We start from the raw sequence: 21092 nt of genomic DNA, 5'->3' as shown, positions 1-21092 counted from the left end.
AGTGTTCACCATCCTTTATCCATTCACCGCTCAGGGTGATTTTGTGCTAATACCCTATGCACATCAGCCCAGAACGGTGACTGCCGGATGGTAAACCCTCAAATCAAGAGTTCATTTCTATTGCTTTGTTTATTCAATCACTCTTTTGGAAAACAAATAATTTCGTTTCCAGTAGCTGTTACTTAAAACATTTTTCGTAATGGTTACCCCTTTGGAGGTAGAAGCATGAATCATGTCTCCATTTCCCATATAAATGCCGACATGCCCTACTCTTCCGTCTGAATATAAGTCATTCGTGGTGAAAAACATTAGATCTCCTGTTTTTAGCTGACTTTTGGTGATGGATCTTCCTTTTTTCGCCTGATCTCTTGAGACTCTTGGGAGCTGAATTCCGTTATTTTTGAAGACCAGCTGGGTATAGGAAGAGCAATCAAACAATTTAGGAGCTTCCGCTAATGTTGCCCCAAATTTGTAGCCTGCCCCAAGATATTTTTTGGCTTCACGAATAATATTATCCCTTTGCTTGGTGGCTGTCAGCTTATTATTATTTTCAACAGGCTCCCGTTCACGAATCGGTTCCATTTCCTTTGCACTGTCGTCGCCTGCAGGTAATTTTAAGACCTGTCCATCGACAATAAGATTTGTTTTCAGGTTATTCAGTGACTTCAGCTTTTGCACGCTCGTGTGGTGGATACGGGAAATATTCCATAATGTATCACCGGAATGGACAACGTATTTTTGTGCAGGCTTCTGAATTTGGATAGAGCCATTTTCCTTTTTAAAGCGAATGTAGGAATTAAATAAAGCACCAGCCGCATGCAGCGAAATATATGCGGTATCATGGATCCATCTCGGGGGCTTAATGTTTACATACTCATTCCCCTTCTTCGCCTTCGTTCCACCCATGGTTGTCCGAATCGTCGTCGAACCATCTGTAATCTCGTAGGTTTTCGTTCTCTTCTCAAATTTAATATGATTATAACCCAGGATCTTGGCTATTCTTACAAAGGGTAAGTAATACGTCCCATCGATTTTAATGGGATTGATCCCGTCAACGACCTTTCCGTTAATGGCCACTCCTGCTGTCGGAACGTTTTGTACTTGAGCATGGGCCGGAAGTGTTGAACTGACCATCATAACAAAAATGAGCCCAATTAGCATAAGCTTCTTGAAAAGTGATTGTTTACCCATCATCATCCTCCTTTATTTCTATAGTTTTATCATGGATTGCTGCAAGGTTTTTATTCTTAAGGTGGGTAACTTTAAAAGTATAAAAAACAGCCACCCTCTTATAGAGAGTGGCTGCCTATCAGGATTTTTATTATCGTTTTTGCTGAACATAGGTATTAAAAGAAATTAGCAGGGTTTTTCAAGGCACCGTTTTTATAAACCTCAAAGTGTAAATGGACACCTGTGGAATTTCCTGTCGATCCCATTATTCCAATCACTTGACCTTTTTGTACGGTTTGTCCCACATTTACCCGAATAGAAGATAAGTGACTGTAAGTGGTACGATATCCGTTTTTATGGTTGATCACAATGCGGTTTCCATAGCCGCCATCATAACCTGCTGATACGACCACACCATTATCGGCCGCATAGATGGACCGGTTACTTGGGCGGGCAATGTCCATTCCTTTATGGAAGCTTCCCCATCTTTGGCCCATACCGCTGGAAACATAACCACCAGCTGCCGGCCATCTGAAGTCGCCTGTACCCCTGGACGGAATCACTTTTGTCCCTTCCAGTACAATTTTCTTCACAGGTTCTTTAATCACTTCGCTGTCCATCACTTCACGATCAACAACCTGTCCATTCTTTTTCTTTAAGCGGTAATGAATCTTTTTGGTTCCTTCCTGCCCCTGCTGCTGAACACGGGTCTGACCTTTAAATAAATCATCCGTCTGTTTATATTCTGTTTCATAATCGATCGTTTCTTTAACCGTTTTTTCCTCGGTTGTTTCAACATTTAAAAAAGGCTCATAACCGGTAACATTGACTTTATCCCCGATTTGAATAATGGAGTTTTCCTCTAAATCAGGGTTCAGGGATAATAGTTCACTTACACTTAAATCATGCTTGGAGGCAATCGTGCTTAGAGCCTCTCCCTGTTTTACTTCGTGAAGCTTTTGGCCGAGTGTTCCTTTTTCCAGTAATTTTATTCCCTGTTCGACGGATAAAATTTCATTGGGATCCACTTTTTCGTCGGAAAGTGAAACCTTTTTTGAAAAAGAAACGTCTAGTATAGTAGAATCCTCTGTTTTAATCTTCTTATCATCTGACGCTTTCTTTTCATCTTCGTCAGATTCAGAAGTTTTTTCCGTATTTTCTGATTCATTCACAATATCCTGAATGGTTTGCTTAACCACCTTTTCAGGCAGGTATTTTTCCATATATTTAGCCAGAACTTTCTTGGCAACTTTTTCATCCTTAAAATAACCGACTAATTCTCCACCAACCTTAAGCTGAACAGCTGCCAGACTATAGCTGATTTCATCCTTCAGCTGATTCATAACACGCTGATTATCAAATACAGGCTGGAAAGTAACCTCAGGTATGTATTCAATATCCTGGCTTACAGCTAATTGAACATCCCCTCGTTTTTCCTCTTCGGCCGTAACTTTTTCATCCAAAAAGGACTCGATGACTTTTTTGCTGCCGACCGTACCTACATGTTCACCATCCATATAAACGTGGTAAACACGAGGCAGCTCCTCATCTGATTCGACAGCTTGTATGGAACCGGAACCTAACGTAATACCCAGACTTAGACAGGTGGTCAGTACAACTTTTGGAAGCCTTGCCTTCTGTTTATTCTTTATGGATGTTTGGCGCTTATTTTGTTCAAGCACTTCTCGTTCCTCCCAATCCGTTCTCTCTATTTATATTAATGTTGTCCATTTCCAGTGACACGGAAGCATCACTGAAAAGGGTTCGTTATATCGTTAATTTTTTTCACTCTACTACTCTACCAAAAACATTAACATAAATAAATAGAAATAGGCAGAATGTAACATACTTGTATAATACCTGTCATAATTTAGAAAAATAATGTTGAAAACTGTTCTACCCATGACAAAGGCGGAAGCGCCCGTTTGTCCAGCTACGGCTCCCAGGCCCAAGCGGTCATAAGCAGAATCTCCTCCATGGCCAAAATACGGCCATTCCGAATATTCTGCTTATGCCGTCGGGCCTAAACGGTCGCCTCCGCTTTTCTATTAGCGACGTACGGACTGGACTGAGCCGTAGGAGATAAAGTGAAACTCTAATCAGTGGGGTTCATCCCCACTGATTGTTAGTTGAACAAATCGGGTGTTTACTGGCTGTTGACCCCCCCTTTATTTCTACAGGGGGACTTACAGCCAGTTAACACGCGGAAAAGGAAACACGACGAACAGCGTGAGTCGATGTTGACTTATCGGACGGAGGTGAAGGAAGTCACGCTAGTCGCTGGGCGCTGGAGCCGGACGTGGCCTCACATGACTTATGATCTAAAAGTCGGATATTTTATATTTTCCAACAGCATGACAAAAAACCTGAATTTTTATTTGTTTGCATAAAAAATGGGTGACTCCTGATTCCGGAGTCACCCTACTTACGTTTGACTGATAAATGTCATTTTTTCTTTGATAAATTATACTGGCTCTTTGACGGCTGCTTTGATGGCCTGATCTAAATCATGAATGAGGTCTTTTGTTGACTCTAAGCCGACGGAAAGACGGATAAATTCCTCTGTCACGCCTGCCTGCTTTAACTCTTCTTCATTTAGCTGCTGATGTGTCGTTGAGGCTGGATGAATGATTAAGGATTTTGCATCGCCCACATTTGCCAGGTGTGAAAATAGCTGGACATTGTCAACAACTTTACGTCCATCCTCACGGTCCCCTTTAATTCCAAAGACGACAATCGATCCTGCTCCCTGATCAAAATATTTTTCTGCCAGTGCATGGGAAGGATGACTGCTCAGCCCCGGGTGAGCCACCCACTCTATGTTCTCATGGTTTTCCAGGAATTTCGCGATTTCCAGAGCATTTTCATTATGTTTAGGAACACGGAGATGCAGGGTTTCCAAACCTTGCAGCAATTGGAATGCACTTTGCGGACTTAAGCATGGTCCAAAGTCACGAAGAAGCTGTACACGAAGCTTCGTACCAAAGGCTGCTTCCCCGAGCTCTGAAAATACGAGATTATGATAGCTTGGATCAGGCTCTGTAAAATCAGGGAATTTGTCATTGTTCCAGTCAAAGCTTCCGCCATCTACAACAACTCCGGCAATGACCGTTCCGTGGCCCCCAATCCATTTTGTAGCGGAATGAATAACGACATCTGCTCCGTATTCAATAGGCCGGCAGGAATAAGGAGTGGCAAATGTGTTATCAATAAGTAATGGAATTCCGTTTTCATGAGCAATAGCGGCTACTGCTTCAATGTCTAAAATATGAAGACTTGGATTTCCGATTGTCTCAGCAAATACGGCTTTGGTTTTGTCTGTAATGGCCTCTCTGAAGTTTTCCGGATCTTTAGGGTCCACAAATTTTACATTGATTCCGTATTTCGGCAAGGTATGGTTAAACAGGTTATAGGTTCCCCCATATAGGTCCGTGGCAGCAACAATTTCATCTCCAGCTCTGGCAAGATTAAAAATGGATAAGGAAATAGCTGCCATCCCTGATGATAATCCAACCGCATTGGTTCCACCCTCTAAAAGCGCGATTCGTTTTTCAAAAACATCAACGGTTGGGTTCATAATTCGGGAATAAATATTTCCTTCTTCTTTAAGACCAAATAAGTTCTGGGCATGTTCTGTATCACGAAATGCGTATGAGGTCGTTTGATAAATCGGAACTGCGCGGGAACCTGTTGTTGGATCCGGCTCCTGACCTCCATGTAAATGTAATGTTTCCAATCCAAATTTTTCCTGACTCATTTTACCACTCCTTTAATAGTTTTTGTAAAAAATCTCTTCCTTACTCCGTTTTAACGCATGATTTGAATGTCCAGAGCGTTAAAGTGCTCAAATAAGGGATAAGAGGGAAAATGAAAAACCCTCTTCAATAAGAAGAGGGTTGTAAGTTCCAATTCCTCCTCTTATCTTTCAGATCCGTTTGTCAGATCTGCAGGACTTAGCACCTTTTCAAGTCGTCACTTGAAGGTTGCCGGGCTTCACAGGGCCTTTCCCTCCGCCACTCTGGATAAGAGATCTTTTATTGTTCTTCCGGCGAAACGCTTGATGATTCGTCTCACTTTTTTAATTTCCTTCGCCTGTGCGAAATGAAATGTTAATAAAGAGTATAGAGAAGAATAAATCTTCTGTCAATTGTTTTTCTGAATTTTTTATAAAAATTTTTCATTCCATCATTTAGTAGTTCCTCTTAGATTTACCTTTATTTTTTCCTTAAATTCAACAGACAATAGTCATATAAGATTGTTTCAGGAAGGAGTTATGATCATGCTGACAAATGAGCAAATGTCCACCTTCCGTTCACAGCTGCAGAAGGCCAAAGAGGATATTGAAAAGCGGTTAAAAGAAAATGATCATTTTGATATAGAAAATGGCCATTATCATCAATCCATGGGAGAATTGTCCAGCTATGACAATCATCCTGCTGATGAAGGGTCGGCATTATATGAACGTGAAAAAGATATTGCCCTGAATGACCATGCTGAGGATGAATTAAAAAATATTGAACATGCGTTAAAGGCTATCGATGAAGGCACATATGGAACCTGCCAGGTATGTGGAAAGGAAATCCCGCTGGAGCGCCTGGAAGCCCTCCCGACCACCACCTATTGTGTGGAACACTCCCCTGATCAGGTTTCTTCCACACAGCGTCCTGTGGAGGAAGGCGTGCTTCTGCCCCCATTTGGGAAGTTTGAATATGATGATACAGACACCGAGGCGTTTGATGCAGAAGACTCCTGGCAGGAGGTTGCACAGTGGGGAACCTCCAATTCTCCTTCAGATTTTGCCGTATCTCCCGACCATTATAATGAAACCTACATTGAATCCGATGATCGTGTCGGTTATGTAGAGGATTATGAAAACTTCGCCGGAAATGATATCGAAGGCCGAAACGTCACTGTCTATCCCAGCCCAAGGCATGAAGAATATGAGGAAAACCTGGATGAAGAAGATACCATGAGTGTATTCGGGGATTTAAAGCCTTATGAAATCGATCCTTATACGGAGGAAGTGGCCAAAGAAGAAAAGAGAAATCATTCAGATGATAAATGACAAAACAGCACCGCAGAGGCTGCGGTGCTGTTCTCTGTTTACAACTGCGGCGGTTCATAATCATACTCAACAGGCTCAGGTGCAACATTGGCCCGTTCAAGTGCCGGTGTATCCTTCCGTGCAATTTGATAAACCGCTGCGCCGACAATATTTCCTACATCCTTCAATTTTTCCTTACTGATGTACTGAATAAGATCTTCGTCCGTATGGTACCACGGCTCAAGCGGTGTGTGGATGAATAATGCAGCCGGAATTCCTGCCTCATGGAAGGCGACATGATCACTGCGCCCTAATTCACTATACGGTACGGTTTCACTGACTCTGGATCCGGCAGCGGCACCTAAATCGGTAACGACGTTCTGTTCACCATCAGCCGTAAACATCACAAGATCCCCGGCGTCTGCACTGCCTACCATATCCAGCTGGAACATCGCAACTGTATTGGAAATCTCCTCTTCAGACATGGCTTCTACATACTCCTGCGAGCCGAGCAGCCCATTTTCCTCTGCTCCAAATGCGACAAATTTGATTGTTGTATCGGTTGGAGTATTGGCAAAAACTCTGGCTAACTCAAGCAATGCCCCTGTACCTGAAGCATCATCATTGGCTCCCGGGCCATTAGGAACAGAATCATGGTGGGCACCGATCACAATTTGCTGACCCATATAGTGATTTTTCTTCGGCTCCTTAACAGCTTCCACATTGTATGAGGTAATGTCCTCCCCATACCAGGTTGTAGCGGTAAACTCCTCTACCTTAACACCCTCATATCCATAGCTTTTCAATTGATCCACAAGGTAGTCAACCGTTTGCTGTTCTCCTTCTGATCCAGCAGGTCGTGAGCCAATTTCTTCGGACAGATAGGAAATATGCTCATAGATGTTATCGACTTTTATCCGTTTAACAATTTTGTTATCGAAGGCCTGATCCGATTTTCCATTTGATTGAGCCTCCGCTGAGACGAACACAGGTGTCGCCACCAGCATCATCATCATCATCCAAAGGGCTGATAACTTCATCCTTTTCATTCATACACTCCCTTTCCCCTTTTGTATTTTCATGATTTAACTTCTGCAAATCAGGCATCTGTTCCTTTAAATTTGAAAAAATTGGGAGTATTGGCATAGCGCTGTTTGTATGTACCCTTCATAATGACTAAAACAATGGGTCCATTTCTCGCACAATGATACAAATCTCGTCAATTTCTAACAAATATCCAAAATAAGCAAAAAAATCTGAAACCAACTAGAAGGGATCATCGTCAAATAGAGTAAAGGGAAAATATGGGGAGATTTACGATGAAAAAACTTGGATTTGTGATTTTGCTTTTCATGATTGTGATGACTTTGTTTATACACGATCGGAAAACACCGACAATCAATGAAGTCATGACGGAAGAGCCATCAAAGCTTGCAGGATATTCGGCTGAGCATCAGGAAATGTTATATACAACCAGGGACAAAGAGATCATTCAGCAATTTTTACAAGCACTTGAACAGCTTGAATTTAAAAAGATAAGCTCGAAAGCCTCCACACCTGAACAGGAAGTCCAGCTTTTTAATAAAGAAGGCAAAATGATTGCAGATGTTGAATTTGCAGGAAATCAGCATGTCCGAATTAACGAGGAGACGTTCAGGCTGGATACGTCCTCTTCCCAGGTATTAAAACCCTTTTGGGATCGGTTTTATCATGAGGCCCGGACAGAAAATGTCACCTTTTGATTGCATTTTAAAATTGGTGTTTATCAACTAATGCCTTAATTAAATCCTCCCCTTTCGTTTATTTATCATTTTCAAATATTGGCATATACTCTGTGATACTCAGCCCCTGTTTTTTATGTACATTTTTTCATAAACATAACCATAATCTTTATTTTTTACAGGAATGCTGCCCAGTTTGTTTTTAATATAACTAGAACTAGGTACAATCCACCAGAAATCAGTCTCCTCTGTTTTAAATTGCAGACGATTTTTAGAATTGGAAAGCCCCATCCTTCATTAACAGGACTTCCGTTCCACCTTCTTTAATGCCCACTACTTTCATATCATCGCTACCAAAGGTCACATTGACTGATAAAAGTGAAGTATTCAGACCCGCTGCCTTCAACTCTTCCTCAGATTGGTCCATGCCATTTTGTATATTGGAGGGCGATGCATTTCCGATTCCAATGTGACAGGACGTATTTTCATCAAACAAGGTATTGTAAAAAAGAGTATCTGTCTGAGCAAGAGGAGATTTATTCGAAACCAAGGCAATTTCACCTAAAAATGATGAACCTTCGTCTGTTTCAATGAGATTTTGTAACACTTCTTGTCCCTTTGCGGCATAATAGTCGGTAATCCGTCCATCTTTAAAAATTAAATAAAATTCATCGATGACACTTCCCCCATAGATAAGGGGTTTCGTACCTGCCAATTTGCCATTCACCTTATTTTTATGGGGAGCTGTAAATATTTCCTCCGTAGGAATGTTCGGAAAGAAAGATACTCCATTTTTATCTATGACACCCCCACCGATATAGAGATGATTTTTAGGTAGACCAACTAATAAATCGGTTCCACTGCTATTTTTAAAATGCAGGGCTTCAAATTGGCTCTCGTTTAGGATTTGTTTTCGAGACTCGAAGGCTCTATTGTGACTCTCCCAATCTTTTATAGGATTTTTCCCATCTGCCCGTGATCCTTTTAAAATGAATTTCCATAATGATTGTAAAGCGCTTTCTTTACTTAGGTTGGGAAATACTTTCGTTGCCCATACAACGTTCGGGACAGCCAGAAGACACCAGCGTACCTCGTGGGATCTAATTTTTGCATAATAATCCCTCAATTTGGTACGAGAAGCTTTTTGGAAACGACTTATTCTTTCTGTAGGAACCTCCTTAAAGACATCTAAGTTTTCAGAAACAATATGGATGTAAGCAGCACCTGCATCGTCCCACTCCTTAAAACGGGCCGCCTGCCAATCAGGAAAGTGATCGATGACACTATCTGCAGCATTTAAGTAAAATTCTTTGGCAGACTGTTCATCTGTCCAATCTATAAATACATTTGAAGCTCCTGCCTCGTAGGCTACCGTTTGGATTAGACGTGCGAACGCAGCATTTTGTATATCACTATGAATAATCAATAATTGATTTCTTTGCAGATTTACACCAACTCGTACAGCAAGTTCTGCATACTTTTTTAACTGTGCTTCACTTATACATTCATATATTCCTTTAATCATTTAATATCTCCCCTGTGATGTTCTTGTATAATTTTACTACAGAACCCTGACCAACTTAAACTGCTCAATATTAACATACTAACAGTTTATTCTATCTCCTTTTTATATGTTATAATCGTTATAACAATTATAATAAGGATGTGATTTTTTGGAACAATTTGAAAGAAAAGTTACAAAGGTTGGAAATAGTTTTGGAATCACCCTTCCTAATGAGTTACTTAAACAAGTCGGATTAACACACGGTGATGATGTTCAAGTTGAAGTTAAAGATGGAAAGATTGTTTTAAGAAAAAAAGAGCAGATGACACTTCCTGAAGGCATTGATGCAGAATTCATGGATATATTAAATGATGTCATTAATGAGCATGATAAAGCGTTTAAAGGGTTAGTGAACCGATAATGGATGACGTCATTTATCTTACCACAAACCAAGTGATTGCTATAAATACCGTACAAATTCGTCTATACTCACCAGGTGAATCTTTAGGAGTCAAAGATCCAAGCCTACTTGATTCAGCTATTAATCGACCGAAGCAATCCGTGTTTGGCAGTGATGCTTATCCAACTGTTTATGAAAAAGCAGCCGCACTTTTTGAATCGATAGCTAAGAACCATGCCTTCCACAATGCGAATAAGCGAACAGCCCTTGCTTCCTTAATTGTCTTTTTGAAAATAAACTATCTTCGTTGGACGATGGGCATTGAAGAAGAACAAAACTTTACAGTTGATGTTGTAAATCATAGATACAAGTTTGGGGAAATGGTTTCAACAATCAAGAACCATACCGAAAAACTATAGATCCATTCTCTCTTCAATTTGAGAATGGATTTTTGTTCTTAATTATGCGAAAAAATATTACAGATACGCACCCGTTAGCTTAGATATTTATTTTTTAAGGTTTTCAGGATTTTCAACATATAAACCTAACACATACCCACAGTTCGAGCAGTAATATGAGGATATTGGTGATGATTGACTTCTTAGATTATTATAGGGAAACATATGAACTACGGCACCATTTCCTGCTCTAATAACCCCTTTCTCTATTTGACTGTTATTACATTTAGGACATTTTTTTTCTTCCATTTGTTAATCTCTCCAATCTTGAAGTCACTCCGGTTGTTTCCAAAATACAGACATAACCCCAAAGAATAGTAAATAAATAACCAACAACACTGGAAAAATATATAATGAAATCCTTCCGAATTTGTCTTTTTTACTAAACAAGGATAAAACAAAAGACAGTATCAAGAAAACAAAGCTAAATAACATTGTTAGGCTATCATTAATAAATGAATTTCCCGTTAATATATAAATAACACTAGAAATAATACCAATAATCAGACTAATAAAGGAAACTAACCCTATACTTCTCTGTTTATTCGGCAAATGTATCTCCTCCCCTAGCACCGCAAGACTGTTAATTTTTTTCTCTTTGGATTTTGATACAAAATACATTAGCGGTCCAACAAAAATTAACCCTCCAGCACCTATACCTAAGAAAACAGCTGTATATGAAAACAATTCAATCTCCTTGCCTAAAACATAATCTGTTATGATGCGAAGAATAGTAATTATTGTGGGGAATACAAGCGACCAAAATAACATAATTTTTAATCCTTTTGGCACATTTTATCCCTCCCTTCAACAATCGCACCCTTATTTAGATTTAATTATTTATCTTTACTTCCCTTATAAAAGTTTGAAGCAATCAATAAAATTACCCCAATTATAATTAAAGGCATTGAAAATGCGGAAAAAGGCTCTGGTGCATCTTTAATAATTTCAAATGCTATACCAAATGCACTTAAAAACGTTCCAATAAAAAATAATACTCTGCCCATTTTATTATGTTTTTTCACGAAATCACACCCTTTTCAATAGTACATACCTTAATTTTAACAGAAAAAAGATTAGTCCCTTCTTGGTAAATTTGTTCAACCATACTGCCAGATAGTTTAAGTACATATCTTCACAATTTCTGTGATTATATTAAAATAAACCATTTTCTGAAATGCAAATAACATCCAAATTCACAAAGGAAATAGCACATTGACAACATATTTCTTCACTATACTATTTGGGTTGCGATTTCGTATGTTCATTTTTATTTTAAAAACCTGTAAACATTGAGATAACAAGCATTAAGTACAGACCAAACCTTATGCGATTTAGTCTGCTATTTTGGTATCTTAGTTCGAAGGTTGTACTCGAAAACCGTATCTGTTAACTATATCTGAGCGTTCCTATTTCTCAGCATGTTTAAGAGCGCTTTTTCTCTTCCACTGAGTATAGACCTCAATGATTTAATAAAAATAATCACCCAAAACCCCGTCTGGTCGGGTGAAAATCCCCGTACAGAATCGCCGCCCAGCGCAGTTAATAAAAGAATAAGCGCGATAAGATAGATAAAAATAAAAAGCGATTCTTTAAAATGATGACCTTTCTGATTGCGGCCTGATATGACGATTGAGATGGCCATAGCAATCAGCAGTATCCAAAACATGGTGTCTCCCATGCCTTCAGCAAACGCCCATTGCGGAAAGAAGTCCAGTACGATTAAAATCGTTAAGAGGAGCAGCGCAATGATACCAGAGATGGTTGATGTCTTACTCATGGAAACACCACCTTTTCATTCCAGATTACTTTTGCAGTTCCACTTCGATATCTTCTGCAATTTTTTCAGGCTTTGTACTGGGCGCATAACGCTTAACAACCTCACCATCACGATTGATCAGAAATTTGGTGAAATTCCACTTAATATTCTCTGTTAAAAATCCCCGTTTTGCACTCGTAAGAAATTGAAACAGCGGATGGGCCTGGTCTCCTTTTACATCAATCCTTTGAAAAATCGGAAAATCCACACCATAATTCATTTGACAGAATTCCATAATGTCCTCCTGCTCGGCAAATTCCTGATTGGCAAACTGGGCACAAGGAAAACCAAGAACCGTGAACTTTTTATCCTTAAAACGTTCATATAAGCTTTGCAGGCCTTCAAACTGTGGTGTAAACCCGCATTTGCTTGCCGTATTGACAATCAGCAGTACATGCCCTTTATATTTATCCAGAGAAACTTCCTCTCCATTTGAAAGATTAGCTGTAAAGTCGTATACATTTGCAGCCATGAATGCAGCACCTCCTTTTTCCATCATGAAACCTAACGAACAAAACAGCTGTTAGCGAAATTGTCGAATCGTCTGACGGAACTTTTCGGCAACAGCAGGAACTCCTTCATTAATTTCTGCTTCGGTCAAGGTCACCCTCACAAAGCTCTCATCCATATCCAGTGCTTCAGCAAACAGCCCTCCAAGTCCTTTGGCACGTCGATCTACCTGCAGAATAATCTCCAGCTGATTGGGGCCCATAAAGAACATCGCTTCCAGTTCATCGAGATCTCCGCGGAATTCACCGCCTGGATAAAACTCAAACTCCTGAATATATTCATGACGTCTGGAGAATTCCATTTCAACCTTACGCAAATGGAAGCCGAGCTCATTGGTTAAGGCATCCAGTGCGGTTCTCATAAACGGATGAGGCTCCACCGTTATATAGTCCCGGTCATTGGGGTCAATCGCATTCGGAACATCAAGGCCTGTCTGCACCCAAACCTTGGTCCGGCCCAATGTTGGCGGCGTATGTACAGGCAGTGTATCCTCAAATGAAATCTCTTTTCTTTCACCTTCTTTAACTGTAAAAGACTGATCAATCGAAAAAGAGGCCAGAATGACATCCTTATAAACCTTCCGATCATCCTTTTCCTGAACCGCCTCGGTCATGACAAACAAACGGATCTGGTTCACCTGCTGATCGGTATTTCCTCCCTCAATAACCACCTTGCCCGAGAAAGTCTCTCCTGCCGTAAGATGGTCATTATCAAGCAGTGTGTCCACCTTTGCGCTTCCAATTCCTACACTCGCCAGCCATTTTTTTAACATACTTTTCCCCCTAAACAACAAAAAATTTGGTTTTATGTTCTTAAAATGTTTTCGTTCGGCTATCGTTCTTATTTGATCTCTTTCTGCAAACTTCCTTTACCCGATTTTTAAAGCTTTAACGGTCTGAGTCATCTGAGGAGTTTTCCTGCTGTGAATAACAAGGGTTACAGAACAGGTTTCCTCCTTCATGAACCCCGTCTAAAAACCCATCCTTACAGTAAACCATTTCACCACAGTTTTGACAATTCCCGACTGGGTCCTGCAACGAACACACCCCTTTCAGTATGTATCATCACCTGTCTTTAGCGGTAGCCTTGAATTAAGACTTCTCAGGTGATTTATAAGTACCTCAGGATTCAGTGGTAAACGAACCGCTTTAACCAATCGATCTCGAAAACCTTAAGGAAACCTGCTCTTCTCCCGTTTCTGTTTGTGTCACCCTTTTTCTGTCAAACACAAATCCCCGTGCTTGGTAAAAAGGAAGGCCGTACTGATTATCCTCCTGGACAGACACCCATTGCCTTTTCACTCCTTCTTTCAGCTGGTCATCTGTCAAAGCTTTAAGCAGCTTCCTTCCAATCCCTTGATAGCGATAATGCTCATCTACATAAAGAACAAAAATCTCCCCTTCTTCAGGTCCAGTGGGGGCACCGCCAATGACTCCTGCCACGTTATTCCCTGCTGATGCAATATAAGTATAAGCGCCATTTTGAATGTCTTTCGTGACACGATCTGTATTGTACCAGTATTCAATATTTTTACGCTGATATTCCGCACTTAATGTCCCTTCAACCGTCTGGCGCCATCCCTTAGCACATATAGAGGCAATGGCCTCCGCATGTTCAGGCTTCGGTTTTTGAATGGATATTTCCATGTTCACACCTCATCTTTTGCCGAATTTTAATGATTCGCAGATTGGATTCTTACGATGACAGGTTCTGAAATATGGGCTTTTATGCAGTATACGAAATGTAGGAGGAGCAGGTTTCAAAATTTGTGGAGTACCAACAGATTCATGGGAAGAAAGTTCAGGAAATAACTCGCGTGGATGAGTGAATCCATCTCCTGTTCTTTGACGAGAAGTGATTCTTATGGTGCTGATTAGTCCTTTGATATCTGCATGAGGCGGAAGAGAAATCGAGTGCGAGCCCTGTCGGTTACACACTCGATTTCCTTATGCCATTCATAGCTTATTTCGCTCTTGGCTCACTGTCAAAGCCGATTTTCTTATGTGTACCATCACAAAATGGCTTGTTGGCGGAATGACCGCAGCGGCACAGAGAAAAGCTTGATTTCGTTTCAAATACATTTCCTTCAGCATCCACCAGTTCTACATCCCCTTTGATGCGGTAAGATCCGTTATCATTAACCTTAATCGTTACCTTTTCACTCACAAAATCGCCTCCCCTTTATTGATCATCCCCTTTATCATAATATAAAAAAGCGAAAATTTAAAATATTTATGTTCACTTTAGCGCTTTAAAGCACGTGGGGACAGTCCCGGGCAAAGGAAAGCAAATCGTCATAGTATAAATCTGCCTGGGCTTCTTTTTTCCGACGGCCAACATATACGGTTTTTGTTCCTGCTGCCTGGCCTGCTTCTATATCAGGCTTTCGGTCCCCGACCATATAGCTCCTGGATAAATCAATGTCATACGCTTCTGCGAGATCCTCAATCATTTTCGGCTTTGGCTTACGGCAGGCGCATTGGTCATGGGGTTTATGGGGACAATAGGCAATTTCCTCCACCCTTGCTTCATACGCTGCTAAGTCCTCTCTCATTTTCTCATGGATCGCATGCAAATTTTCCTCCTCCATATACCCAAGACCAATCCCGCCCTGATTAGTCACGACAAACACCTTATACCCTTTTTCGTTCAATATACGAATCGCTTCACCTGCTCCTTCAAGAAGGTAAAAATCTTCAGGCTGGTTCACAAATTTTACCCGTTCACTTAATACTTCATTGATCACTCCATCACGGTCCAAAAACATTCCAGCATGCATTCCATCACCTCTTTAACGAATCCTTTTACCAGGCAGTATAGCCATTGCGCTTAAATTTATGATAGCCATAACTCGTTCATCAATCTATTTTTCATAGAAACAAGATAGGTATCATGCTAGTTTTCGGTACGTCTTCATAGAATACTAACAAAAGAAAAAGGAGGTGAACGTATGGGATACGGCGGCGGATACGGAGGCCAGAATAGCATGTTTGTGCTGATCGTCGTACTGTTTATTCTGCTGATTATTGTCGGCACGAACTACGGCGGTTTCTCTGGCGGTTATTAATGTGTAAACCTTTTTGAGTCAGCCATAACCTGTTTTACCGTAACCCATCAACCCATCCCCACTTCCCTAAGTGGGGCTTTTTTTATGTCAGCCGTTTCTGTTAACAAAAACGCACCTCTTTTCTGATTTTGATAGACACGAAAAACACAGACTGAACGATTATAGTCACAGAAAAGCTATTTGACCAAAAAAGGAGTGATTGTTTGAAGCATTGGGTGAAAGTCCCCCTTCCCTATGAACTTATGATGATTCGAAACGAGAATACGAAGAAGTTTTTTCAGGAAGTCAAGTGCTGGTTACCAAAAGCCTTTCCCGACTGCGAGTTAATGCTGATTCACCAGTCATTTGCCTATTGCCGCGAATGTTCCAAATCCAAAATCGAAAAGGAGTTGACGTCCATTGGTTCGACCACTGAAAGCAGGGATTGATTATTTCCCATTAGATGTTGATATTGATCAGGATGATAAAGTAGCCCTGATTGAGGCCAGGCATGGCATTGAAGGGTTTGGGGTCATGATTAAGCTTCTGATGAAAATCTATAAGGAAGGCTATGTGTATGCGTGGTCCGAGCGGGAAGAACTGCTCTTCTCCAAACGGATCCATATGAATCAGGAAAAGGTGCAGCAGATTGTTTCAGATTGCTTAAACGAAGGCCTGTTTAACAAGACCCTCTATGAAAAATACGGTGTGCTTACTAGTCATGGCATCCAGAAGCGTTACTTGGAAGCCGTCAAACGTCGCAAAGAAGTGCGCATTTGTAAACATTACTTTTTACTCGAGGATCTCGAATCCATTTTAGGGCATTCAAAAACGGCGATTTACCTGGTTGATCAAGACGGAAAGGAAGTCAATGTAAACAAAAACCCCGTCGAACGCCAGCATTCCGACAGCCAAAAATCCCAAAGAAAAGAAAAGCAAAATAAAGAAACACAAACATCTCCGCCCACGAAGTATAACCCCAGGGATTTAGAAATGGCGACCTTACTCTTTGACCTTATGAAACAGAACAATCCCCATGTAAAGAAACCCAACATTGAAAAATGGGCCCAGGATTGCCGGCTGATGCATGAACAGGACCGGCGAACGTATGAACAGATTGAATGGCTCATCCGCTGGAGTCAAGCGGATTCATTCTGGAAATCCAATATTTTATCGATGGACAAGCTTCGTAAAAAATTCGATCAGCTGATCATCAAAATAAAAGCAGCAAGAGAACAGAATTCGGAACCCTCAACTCCAATGCCTTATCATCAGCAACCAAGTCCAAATACTTTTTTATTTAAGGAATGATAACGATGGCCAATCTTCAATTTCAGTATGATAACGAATGCTTCCTCTTAGGGTCTATTCTTCAGGAGCCTGAGTTAATAGAGGAAGTAAACCTCCTACCTGCTCATTTTATTCATGAAAAAAATCGCGCTTTATTCCAGAATATGCTGGACTTACACAATCGGGGAAACGATACGGATATTATTTCCCTCTCCCAGCAGAAGGATACTAAAGTCAGTCAGTTTGGCGGTAAGGACCGACTAAGGGAGCTCTATCAATCGGTCCCCTCCCTTAAAGCCTTCTCCAGATATCAGGATGGGATTCGCAGCTTTCATGCGATTTTTAAGGCTCAGGATATTGCCAATCAGTTTCTGAATGAATGCCACCACAGCCACGATATGATTCATTTAGAAACGATGATCAGCCAGCTGAGTAAACTCGAAGCCTCCACCGTAAAAAAGCAGCTTTCCTTTCATGACCAGCTGAAACAACGGGTGATTAATCATCACAACAGTCCAACAGTCGGTCTAAGCGGTGTTCATACCGGGTTTAAGGAGATTAACGCCTTTACGGATGGATGGCAGCCTGCTGATTTGATCATTGTCGGCGGCCGCCCCTCCATGGGGAAAACAGCCTTTGTTTTAAACAGTCTTCTTTATGCCGCCAAACAAACACCTTATTTTGCCACCCTCTTCTCTATAGAAATGGCCAGTGATCAGATTATTGACCGTCTGATCGCCATTGAAGGCCGCATTAATTTAATGAAACTTCGAAATCCAAACAAAGTGTTTCAGGATCAAGATTGGGAAAAATACAGCCATACAGTCGGAGAGCTTGAACGGCTGAAATTTGACATTCGCGAGGAGTATACGGTCCCTGATATTCGCGCGGCTGTCCGGAAAAATATGAAGGATTATCCCGAGCAAAAGCATATCGTGGCCATTGATTTTTTAACGCTTCTGAAACATCCGAGCCCTTCGCAGAACACCCATAAAGATGTAACAGATATTGTGCAGGACTTAAAACAGATGGCCAAGGACTTAAAAATACCGGTCATCGTTTTGGCCCAACTGAATCGGGGTGTTGAAAAGCGACTGGATAAACGCCCCAATATGAGTGATTTAAGGGAATCCGGCTCCATTGAACAGATTGCCGATGTCGTTACCTTTCTTTATCGGGATGGCTATTACCAGAATCAGGATAACGATCAGCGGACGGAAGTGATTATTGCCAAAAATCGCAACGGTGCAACCGGAACCATTCCCCTGACCTTTGAAAAGGAAACCAATACATTTTTTGATGAGGTGAAACGATGAAAATCAAAGAGCTCTATTATGAATCCTTTGTGGAGGATTACCCCTCCCTTACACTTTTAATCGACTATCTGGTCAACGAACGAAAGCTGTTAACTCTCCTGGATGACGTAAACAGCCTGCAACCCTACCTTCAGGATCATCATAAATCCAAAATGAATGCAAGGCTAATCGCTTACAAGGAATATCTGGAATGTAAAAAGAAGGCATAGAAATATAGAAATACCAGGACAAATTTGTAAAAGATATTTAGGTCGTGAAAAAGTTTGATATAATTAAGGTGTATAAAATCCAACCTCTTAAAAATACAAATTCCCACCAGCCATTTCGCAAATTCTTCATTCGTTCCATAGCTAAAAAAGGAAAAGTCTGTATTTAACAGATTCACAAAAGAAGGATATACTGCCAAAAGGAGGTGAAGTCGTGGACCAGGAAGCCAAGCAATTATTACTTAACCTTAAGAATGGACAGGATCGACTACAGCAGTCTTTCGATAAACTATCGGAAGGACAGGCACGTCTGGAAACTGAACAAGCCAAACTATCAGAAAAGGTATCTGATTTAACGGTCAGACAAATAAAATTGGAGGAGAACCAGAAGCATTTTTCCGAAAAACTGGATCAATTCGCAGTGAGACTCGATAAGTCTGATGAGCGACAGGATCAGTTTGCGGAAAAGCTTGATCAATTTGGGAAACGATTGGATCAGTTTGATGAACGACAAGATCAGTTTGCCGTAAAGCTTGATCAATTTGGAAAACGATTGGATCAGTTTGATAAGCGACAGGATCAGTTTGCCGTAAAACTTGATCAATTTGGAAAACGATTGGATCAGTTTGATGAACGACAAGATCAGTTTGCCGTAAAGCTTGATCAATTTGGAAAACGATTGGATCAGTTTGATGAACGACAAGATCAGTTTGCCGTAAAGCTTGATCAATTTGGGAAACGATTGGATCAGTTTGATGAACGACAGGATCAGTTTGCCGTAAAGCTTGATCAATTTGGGAAACGATTGGATCAGTTTGATGAACGACAAGATCAGTTTGCCATAAAGCTTGATCAATTAAGCAAAGAACAACATCAATTTGCTGAGAAACAAGAGCAATTTGAAAAACAACTGGCTCAATTTGGGGATGGACTGATTAGAATTGAACGGAAAATCGGTGCGATTCCGGAAACTTATCAAAATCTGGAGGAGTATCTATCGGTACAGCACAAAATCGTTCGAACCCTTTCGGAAAGATCCATCAGACATGAAGCGATATTAAACGAGGGCTATCCTGAAAAGTAGGGAATGTTCATCATCCTTATAAAAAGTAAAGCGGACAGCCCTCGATATCGCATCCCTTAACCCTTACTCATCTGCACCTGTTTTTCCAGTACAACAGAAGTAACCGAGACCATTAGCAGTGCTCCATATCCATAAAGAGGAACGTCATAATCCCAGATCAACGTTCCTATTACGGCATATAAGAACAGACCTATGGTGCACACAAATACTAAAGCCCTCAAAATTTTCATCTATGACTCCCCCCACCATGTTTACTTATGGCAGTTCATTCCCTGCTGCACGGTAAATTTCATACCATTCTTCCCTTGTCATAACCACCTCAGATGCCTTGGCAATATTCGTGATGCGCTCTGGATTCATCGAGCCCAGAATCGGTTGAATCCTGGCCGGGTGACGTAAGATCCAGGCAATGGCCGTTGCAGATTTATTGATTCCATACTTATCGCCAACTTCCTTAAGTTTTTCATTTAACTCTGGAAATTGATCATGATCCACAAAGACTCCTTCAAAAAATCCATATTGAAACGGAGACCAGGCCTGGATGGTCATATTATGTAAGCGACTGTAATCCAGAAGACTTCCATCCCTGTCCAATCCATTTTCATGCTTCATGTTCACGTACAAGCCTTTATCAATCATTCCGGTATGCATAACACTTAACTGAAGCTGATTCACAATCAAATCCTGCTCTACATATTTTTTCAACAGCTCAATTTGCAGAGGATTGTGATTGCTTACACCAAAATGATTCACTTTTCCACTTTTCTTTAGCTCATGGAAGGCTTCTGCAACCTCTTCTGGTTCTACCAATGTGTCTGGACGATGCAATAGCAATACATCAATATAATCTGTTTTTAAACGCTTTAAGCTTTCTTCAACCGATCCTACAATATGTTCTTTGGAAAAATCAAAATATCCTTTACGTATACCCGTTTTTGTCTGTAGCACAATGTTCTCCCGTACAGAAGAGTTCATACCTATAGCATCAGAAAAAATCTCCTCTGATTTGCCATCAGCATAAATATCCGCATGGTCAAAAAAATCAATACCAGCATCTAGAGCACTGTTAATAACCTTTGCTGCTTGATCTTTTGACAACTTTCCCATACGCATGCAACCTAACGAAATGTTGGAAACGTTTAAATCACTAGTCCCTAATTTTAACTTTTTCATAAGACACACCCTTTCTATTCAGTTTTATTCTACCGGAAATGGATCTGGCAAATCAAAGGATTCAGATTAATTAAATCTATGGTTGAAGCAACTTTCCTAATGGGCTAATGACGTTAGCCCTCCCCAGGCTAACGCTGCTCCTCTTCTTTTTGATTTTTCAGGCTTAATGAACGTTTCATCAGGAAAAAGCCTGCGAAAAGTCCAATTACTCCAAGTGCGATTCCCATGAAAATGTCGAATCCATATGTACTATGAAAGAGCTGAACCATCCCTTCTGCCCCTAATAGTATAAAAGCAATTCCTGCAAACATCAGTGCAGCCGGATGATCCGTCAATTTTTTCATGGGTAAT

At 40.8% G+C, this 21092-nt stretch carries 27 protein-coding genes and 1 riboswitch; of the genes, 10 read left to right on the top strand and 17 right to left on the bottom strand.

From position 1 onward, the window contains the following. Window positions 1–129: 129 nt before the first annotated feature. The 3 genes from ACZ5OK_RS07195 to ACZ5OK_RS07185 form a co-directional block, all read right to left on the bottom strand. Window positions 130–1161: a C40 family peptidase gene (locus tag ACZ5OK_RS07195; RefSeq protein WP_464758635.1), complete on the bottom strand. Its 1032-nt coding sequence runs from the start codon at window positions 1159–1161 to the stop codon at window positions 130–132. Between the two features lie 185 nt (window positions 1162–1346). Next, window positions 1347–2852 carry a M23 family metallopeptidase gene (locus ACZ5OK_RS07190; RefSeq protein ID WP_343840567.1) on the bottom strand — a complete coding sequence of 502 codons (1506 nt, stop codon included), beginning with the start codon at window positions 2850–2852 and terminating at the stop codon, window positions 1347–1349. 782 nt (window positions 2853–3634) lie between these two features. Continuing rightward, complete coding sequence (locus ACZ5OK_RS07185; protein ID WP_343840564.1) at window positions 3635–4927, bottom strand: O-acetylhomoserine aminocarboxypropyltransferase/cysteine synthase family protein; 1293 nt, start codon at window positions 4925–4927, stop codon at window positions 3635–3637. A 158-nt stretch (window positions 4928–5085) separates the two neighbouring features. Then, a riboswitch (SAM riboswitch) is annotated at window positions 5086–5199 on the bottom strand. Between the two features lie 250 nt (window positions 5200–5449). On the opposite strand from ACZ5OK_RS07185, the gene ACZ5OK_RS07180 reads away from it, so the two are divergent. Beyond that, the gene (locus ACZ5OK_RS07180; protein WP_343840561.1) at window positions 5450–6235 is read left to right on the top strand and encodes a yteA family sporulation protein; all 786 of its coding nucleotides are present in this window, start codon (window positions 5450–5452) and stop codon (window positions 6233–6235) included. Between the two features lie 38 nt (window positions 6236–6273). On the opposite strand, the gene ACZ5OK_RS07175 is transcribed toward ACZ5OK_RS07180, so the two are convergent. Next, window positions 6274–7263 (bottom strand): M20/M25/M40 family metallo-hydrolase, encoded by a 990-nt coding sequence (locus ACZ5OK_RS07175; RefSeq protein WP_343840558.1) that lies wholly within the window; start codon window positions 7261–7263, stop codon window positions 6274–6276. A gap of 270 nt (window positions 7264–7533) precedes the next feature. Between ACZ5OK_RS07175 and ACZ5OK_RS07170 the strand changes: the two genes are divergently transcribed. Continuing rightward, on the top strand, window positions 7534–7956 hold the full coding sequence (locus ACZ5OK_RS07170; RefSeq protein WP_343840555.1) for a hypothetical protein: 423 nt from the start codon (window positions 7534–7536) through the stop codon (window positions 7954–7956). A gap of 250 nt (window positions 7957–8206) precedes the next feature. Here the strand turns inward: ACZ5OK_RS07170 and ACZ5OK_RS07165 are convergent, their stop codons facing one another. Continuing rightward, entirely contained in the window at window positions 8207–9460 is a 1254-nt protein-coding gene (locus ACZ5OK_RS07165) for an aminopeptidase (RefSeq protein ID WP_343840552.1), read from the bottom strand. A 148-nt stretch (window positions 9461–9608) separates the two neighbouring features. Between ACZ5OK_RS07165 and ACZ5OK_RS07160 the strand changes: the two genes are divergently transcribed. Together ACZ5OK_RS07160 and ACZ5OK_RS07155 are read left to right on the top strand one after the other, a co-directional pair. Then, on the top strand, window positions 9609–9860 hold the full coding sequence (locus tag ACZ5OK_RS07160) for an AbrB/MazE/SpoVT family DNA-binding domain-containing protein (protein WP_343840549.1): 252 nt from the start codon (window positions 9609–9611) through the stop codon (window positions 9858–9860). After that, window positions 9860–10258: a type II toxin-antitoxin system death-on-curing family toxin gene (locus tag ACZ5OK_RS07155; RefSeq protein ID WP_343840547.1), complete on the top strand. Its 399-nt coding sequence runs from the start codon at window positions 9860–9862 to the stop codon at window positions 10256–10258. Before ACZ5OK_RS07160 ends, ACZ5OK_RS07155 begins: the two co-directional genes overlap by 1 nt. An 87-nt stretch (window positions 10259–10345) precedes the next feature. On the opposite strand, the gene ACZ5OK_RS07150 is transcribed toward ACZ5OK_RS07155, so the two are convergent. The 9 genes from ACZ5OK_RS07150 to ACZ5OK_RS07110 form a co-directional block, all read right to left on the bottom strand. After that, entirely contained in the window at window positions 10346–10546 is a 201-nt protein-coding gene (locus ACZ5OK_RS07150; protein ID WP_343840545.1) for a zinc ribbon domain-containing protein, read from the bottom strand. 24 nt (window positions 10547–10570) lie between these two features. Further along, window positions 10571–11089, bottom strand: coding sequence for a hypothetical protein (locus tag ACZ5OK_RS07145; RefSeq protein WP_343840542.1), 519 nt, complete (start codon window positions 11087–11089; stop codon window positions 10571–10573). Between the two features lie 44 nt (window positions 11090–11133). Next, window positions 11134–11322, bottom strand: a complete 189-nt coding sequence (locus tag ACZ5OK_RS07140) for a hypothetical protein (protein WP_343840539.1) — start codon at window positions 11320–11322, stop codon at window positions 11134–11136. Between the two features lie 368 nt (window positions 11323–11690). Continuing rightward, window positions 11691–12077 carry a hypothetical protein gene (locus ACZ5OK_RS07135; protein ID WP_343840536.1) on the bottom strand — a complete coding sequence of 129 codons (387 nt, stop codon included), beginning with the start codon at window positions 12075–12077 and terminating at the stop codon, window positions 11691–11693. A 25-nt stretch (window positions 12078–12102) separates the two neighbouring features. After that, window positions 12103–12588 carry a glutathione peroxidase gene (locus tag ACZ5OK_RS07130; RefSeq protein WP_343840533.1) on the bottom strand — a complete coding sequence of 162 codons (486 nt, stop codon included), beginning with the start codon at window positions 12586–12588 and terminating at the stop codon, window positions 12103–12105. Window positions 12589–12639: 51 nt separating this feature from the next. Then, entirely contained in the window at window positions 12640–13398 is a 759-nt protein-coding gene (locus ACZ5OK_RS07125; protein WP_343840531.1) for a sporulation protein, read from the bottom strand. Between the two features lie 376 nt (window positions 13399–13774). Further along, window positions 13775–14272, bottom strand: a complete 498-nt coding sequence (locus ACZ5OK_RS07120) for a GNAT family N-acetyltransferase (protein ID WP_343840528.1) — start codon at window positions 14270–14272, stop codon at window positions 13775–13777. A gap of 316 nt (window positions 14273–14588) precedes the next feature. Further along, the gene (locus ACZ5OK_RS07115; RefSeq protein ID WP_343840525.1) at window positions 14589–14792 is read right to left on the bottom strand and encodes a CDGSH iron-sulfur domain-containing protein; all 204 of its coding nucleotides are present in this window, start codon (window positions 14790–14792) and stop codon (window positions 14589–14591) included. 85 nt (window positions 14793–14877) lie between these two features. Next, the gene (locus ACZ5OK_RS07110; protein ID WP_343840521.1) at window positions 14878–15405 is read right to left on the bottom strand and encodes a D-glycero-alpha-D-manno-heptose-1,7-bisphosphate 7-phosphatase; all 528 of its coding nucleotides are present in this window, start codon (window positions 15403–15405) and stop codon (window positions 14878–14880) included. 171 nt (window positions 15406–15576) lie between these two features. Between ACZ5OK_RS07110 and ACZ5OK_RS07105 the strand changes: the two genes are divergently transcribed. The 6 genes from ACZ5OK_RS07105 to ACZ5OK_RS07080 all read left to right on the top strand — a co-directional run bounded on the left by ACZ5OK_RS07105 (window position 15577) and on the right by ACZ5OK_RS07080 (window position 19568). Beyond that, entirely contained in the window at window positions 15577–15693 is a 117-nt protein-coding gene (locus ACZ5OK_RS07105) for a YjcZ family sporulation protein (protein WP_162038774.1), read from the top strand. Window positions 15694–15896: 203 nt separating this feature from the next. Further along, window positions 15897–16121: a hypothetical protein gene (locus ACZ5OK_RS07100; protein ID WP_343840516.1), complete on the top strand. Its 225-nt coding sequence runs from the start codon at window positions 15897–15899 to the stop codon at window positions 16119–16121. Further along, window positions 16093–16983 carry a DUF4373 domain-containing protein gene (locus ACZ5OK_RS07095; RefSeq protein ID WP_343840513.1) on the top strand — a complete coding sequence of 297 codons (891 nt, stop codon included), beginning with the start codon at window positions 16093–16095 and terminating at the stop codon, window positions 16981–16983. Before ACZ5OK_RS07100 ends, ACZ5OK_RS07095 begins: the two co-directional genes overlap by 29 nt. A gap of 5 nt (window positions 16984–16988) precedes the next feature. Further along, the gene (locus tag ACZ5OK_RS07090; RefSeq protein ID WP_343840510.1) at window positions 16989–18278 is read left to right on the top strand and encodes a replicative DNA helicase; all 1290 of its coding nucleotides are present in this window, start codon (window positions 16989–16991) and stop codon (window positions 18276–18278) included. Next, window positions 18275–18487: a hypothetical protein gene (locus tag ACZ5OK_RS07085; RefSeq protein WP_343840507.1), complete on the top strand. Its 213-nt coding sequence runs from the start codon at window positions 18275–18277 to the stop codon at window positions 18485–18487. The genes ACZ5OK_RS07090 and ACZ5OK_RS07085 overlap by 4 nt, the downstream gene beginning before the upstream one ends. A 211-nt stretch (window positions 18488–18698) precedes the next feature. Continuing rightward, the gene (locus ACZ5OK_RS07080) at window positions 18699–19568 is read left to right on the top strand and encodes a coiled-coil domain-containing protein (RefSeq protein WP_343840506.1); all 870 of its coding nucleotides are present in this window, start codon (window positions 18699–18701) and stop codon (window positions 19566–19568) included. A gap of 56 nt (window positions 19569–19624) precedes the next feature. On the opposite strand, the gene ACZ5OK_RS07075 is transcribed toward ACZ5OK_RS07080, so the two are convergent. From ACZ5OK_RS07075 to ACZ5OK_RS07065, 3 genes are all read right to left on the bottom strand, one after another. Beyond that, window positions 19625–19798 (bottom strand): hypothetical protein, encoded by a 174-nt coding sequence (locus tag ACZ5OK_RS07075; RefSeq protein ID WP_343840503.1) that lies wholly within the window; start codon window positions 19796–19798, stop codon window positions 19625–19627. Between the two features lie 25 nt (window positions 19799–19823). Continuing rightward, window positions 19824–20741, bottom strand: coding sequence for an aldo/keto reductase (locus ACZ5OK_RS07070; RefSeq protein WP_343840500.1), 918 nt, complete (start codon window positions 20739–20741; stop codon window positions 19824–19826). Window positions 20742–20869: 128 nt separating this feature from the next. Then, entirely contained in the window at window positions 20870–21085 is a 216-nt protein-coding gene (locus ACZ5OK_RS07065; protein WP_343840499.1) for a hypothetical protein, read from the bottom strand. Window positions 21086–21092: the final 7 nt, after the last annotated feature.

This window comes from Salinibacillus aidingensis, from assembly GCF_055393355.1.
This window is presented reverse-complemented; position numbering and strand designations above follow the sequence as displayed.

What these genes read in the sequence shown, in the direction of transcription:
- ACZ5OK_RS07195 (WP_464758635.1), bottom strand. Translation starts at nt 1,161, where the DNA reads ATGCTAATTGGGCTCATTTTTGTTATGATGGTCAGTTCAACACTTCCG.
- ACZ5OK_RS07185 (WP_343840564.1), bottom strand. Translation starts at nt 4,927, where the DNA reads ATGAGTCAGGAAAAATTTGGATTGGAAACATTACATTTACATGGAGGT.
- ACZ5OK_RS07180 (WP_343840561.1), top strand. Translation starts at nt 5,450, where the DNA reads ATGCTGACAAATGAGCAAATGTCCACCTTCCGTTCACAGCTGCAGAAG.
- ACZ5OK_RS07175 (WP_343840558.1), bottom strand. Translation starts at nt 7,263, where the DNA reads ATGAAAAGGATGAAGTTATCAGCCCTTTGGATGATGATGATGATGCTG.
- ACZ5OK_RS07170 (WP_343840555.1), top strand. Translation starts at nt 7,534, where the DNA reads ATGAAAAAACTTGGATTTGTGATTTTGCTTTTCATGATTGTGATGACT.
- ACZ5OK_RS07165 (WP_343840552.1), bottom strand. Translation starts at nt 9,460, where the DNA reads ATGATTAAAGGAATATATGAATGTATAAGTGAAGCACAGTTAAAAAAG.
- ACZ5OK_RS07155 (WP_343840547.1), top strand. Translation starts at nt 9,860, where the DNA reads ATGGATGACGTCATTTATCTTACCACAAACCAAGTGATTGCTATAAAT.
- ACZ5OK_RS07150 (WP_343840545.1), bottom strand. Translation starts at nt 10,546, where the DNA reads ATGGAAGAAAAAAAATGTCCTAAATGTAATAACAGTCAAATAGAGAAA.
- ACZ5OK_RS07135 (WP_343840536.1), bottom strand. Translation starts at nt 12,077, where the DNA reads ATGAGTAAGACATCAACCATCTCTGGTATCATTGCGCTGCTCCTCTTA.
- ACZ5OK_RS07130 (WP_343840533.1), bottom strand. Translation starts at nt 12,588, where the DNA reads ATGGCTGCAAATGTATACGACTTTACAGCTAATCTTTCAAATGGAGAG.
- ACZ5OK_RS07125 (WP_343840531.1), bottom strand. Translation starts at nt 13,398, where the DNA reads ATGTTAAAAAAATGGCTGGCGAGTGTAGGAATTGGAAGCGCAAAGGTG.
- ACZ5OK_RS07120 (WP_343840528.1), bottom strand. Translation starts at nt 14,272, where the DNA reads ATGGAAATATCCATTCAAAAACCGAAGCCTGAACATGCGGAGGCCATT.
- ACZ5OK_RS07110 (WP_343840521.1), bottom strand. Translation starts at nt 15,405, where the DNA reads ATGCATGCTGGAATGTTTTTGGACCGTGATGGAGTGATCAATGAAGTA.
- ACZ5OK_RS07105 (WP_162038774.1), top strand. Translation starts at nt 15,577, where the DNA reads ATGGGATACGGCGGCGGATACGGAGGCCAGAATAGCATGTTTGTGCTG.
- ACZ5OK_RS07090 (WP_343840510.1), top strand. Translation starts at nt 16,989, where the DNA reads ATGGCCAATCTTCAATTTCAGTATGATAACGAATGCTTCCTCTTAGGG.
- ACZ5OK_RS07085 (WP_343840507.1), top strand. Translation starts at nt 18,275, where the DNA reads ATGAAAATCAAAGAGCTCTATTATGAATCCTTTGTGGAGGATTACCCC.
- ACZ5OK_RS07075 (WP_343840503.1), bottom strand. Translation starts at nt 19,798, where the DNA reads ATGAAAATTTTGAGGGCTTTAGTATTTGTGTGCACCATAGGTCTGTTC.
- ACZ5OK_RS07070 (WP_343840500.1), bottom strand. Translation starts at nt 20,741, where the DNA reads ATGAAAAAGTTAAAATTAGGGACTAGTGATTTAAACGTTTCCAACATT.
- ACZ5OK_RS07065 (WP_343840499.1), bottom strand. Translation starts at nt 21,085, where the DNA reads ATGAAAAAATTGACGGATCATCCGGCTGCACTGATGTTTGCAGGAATT.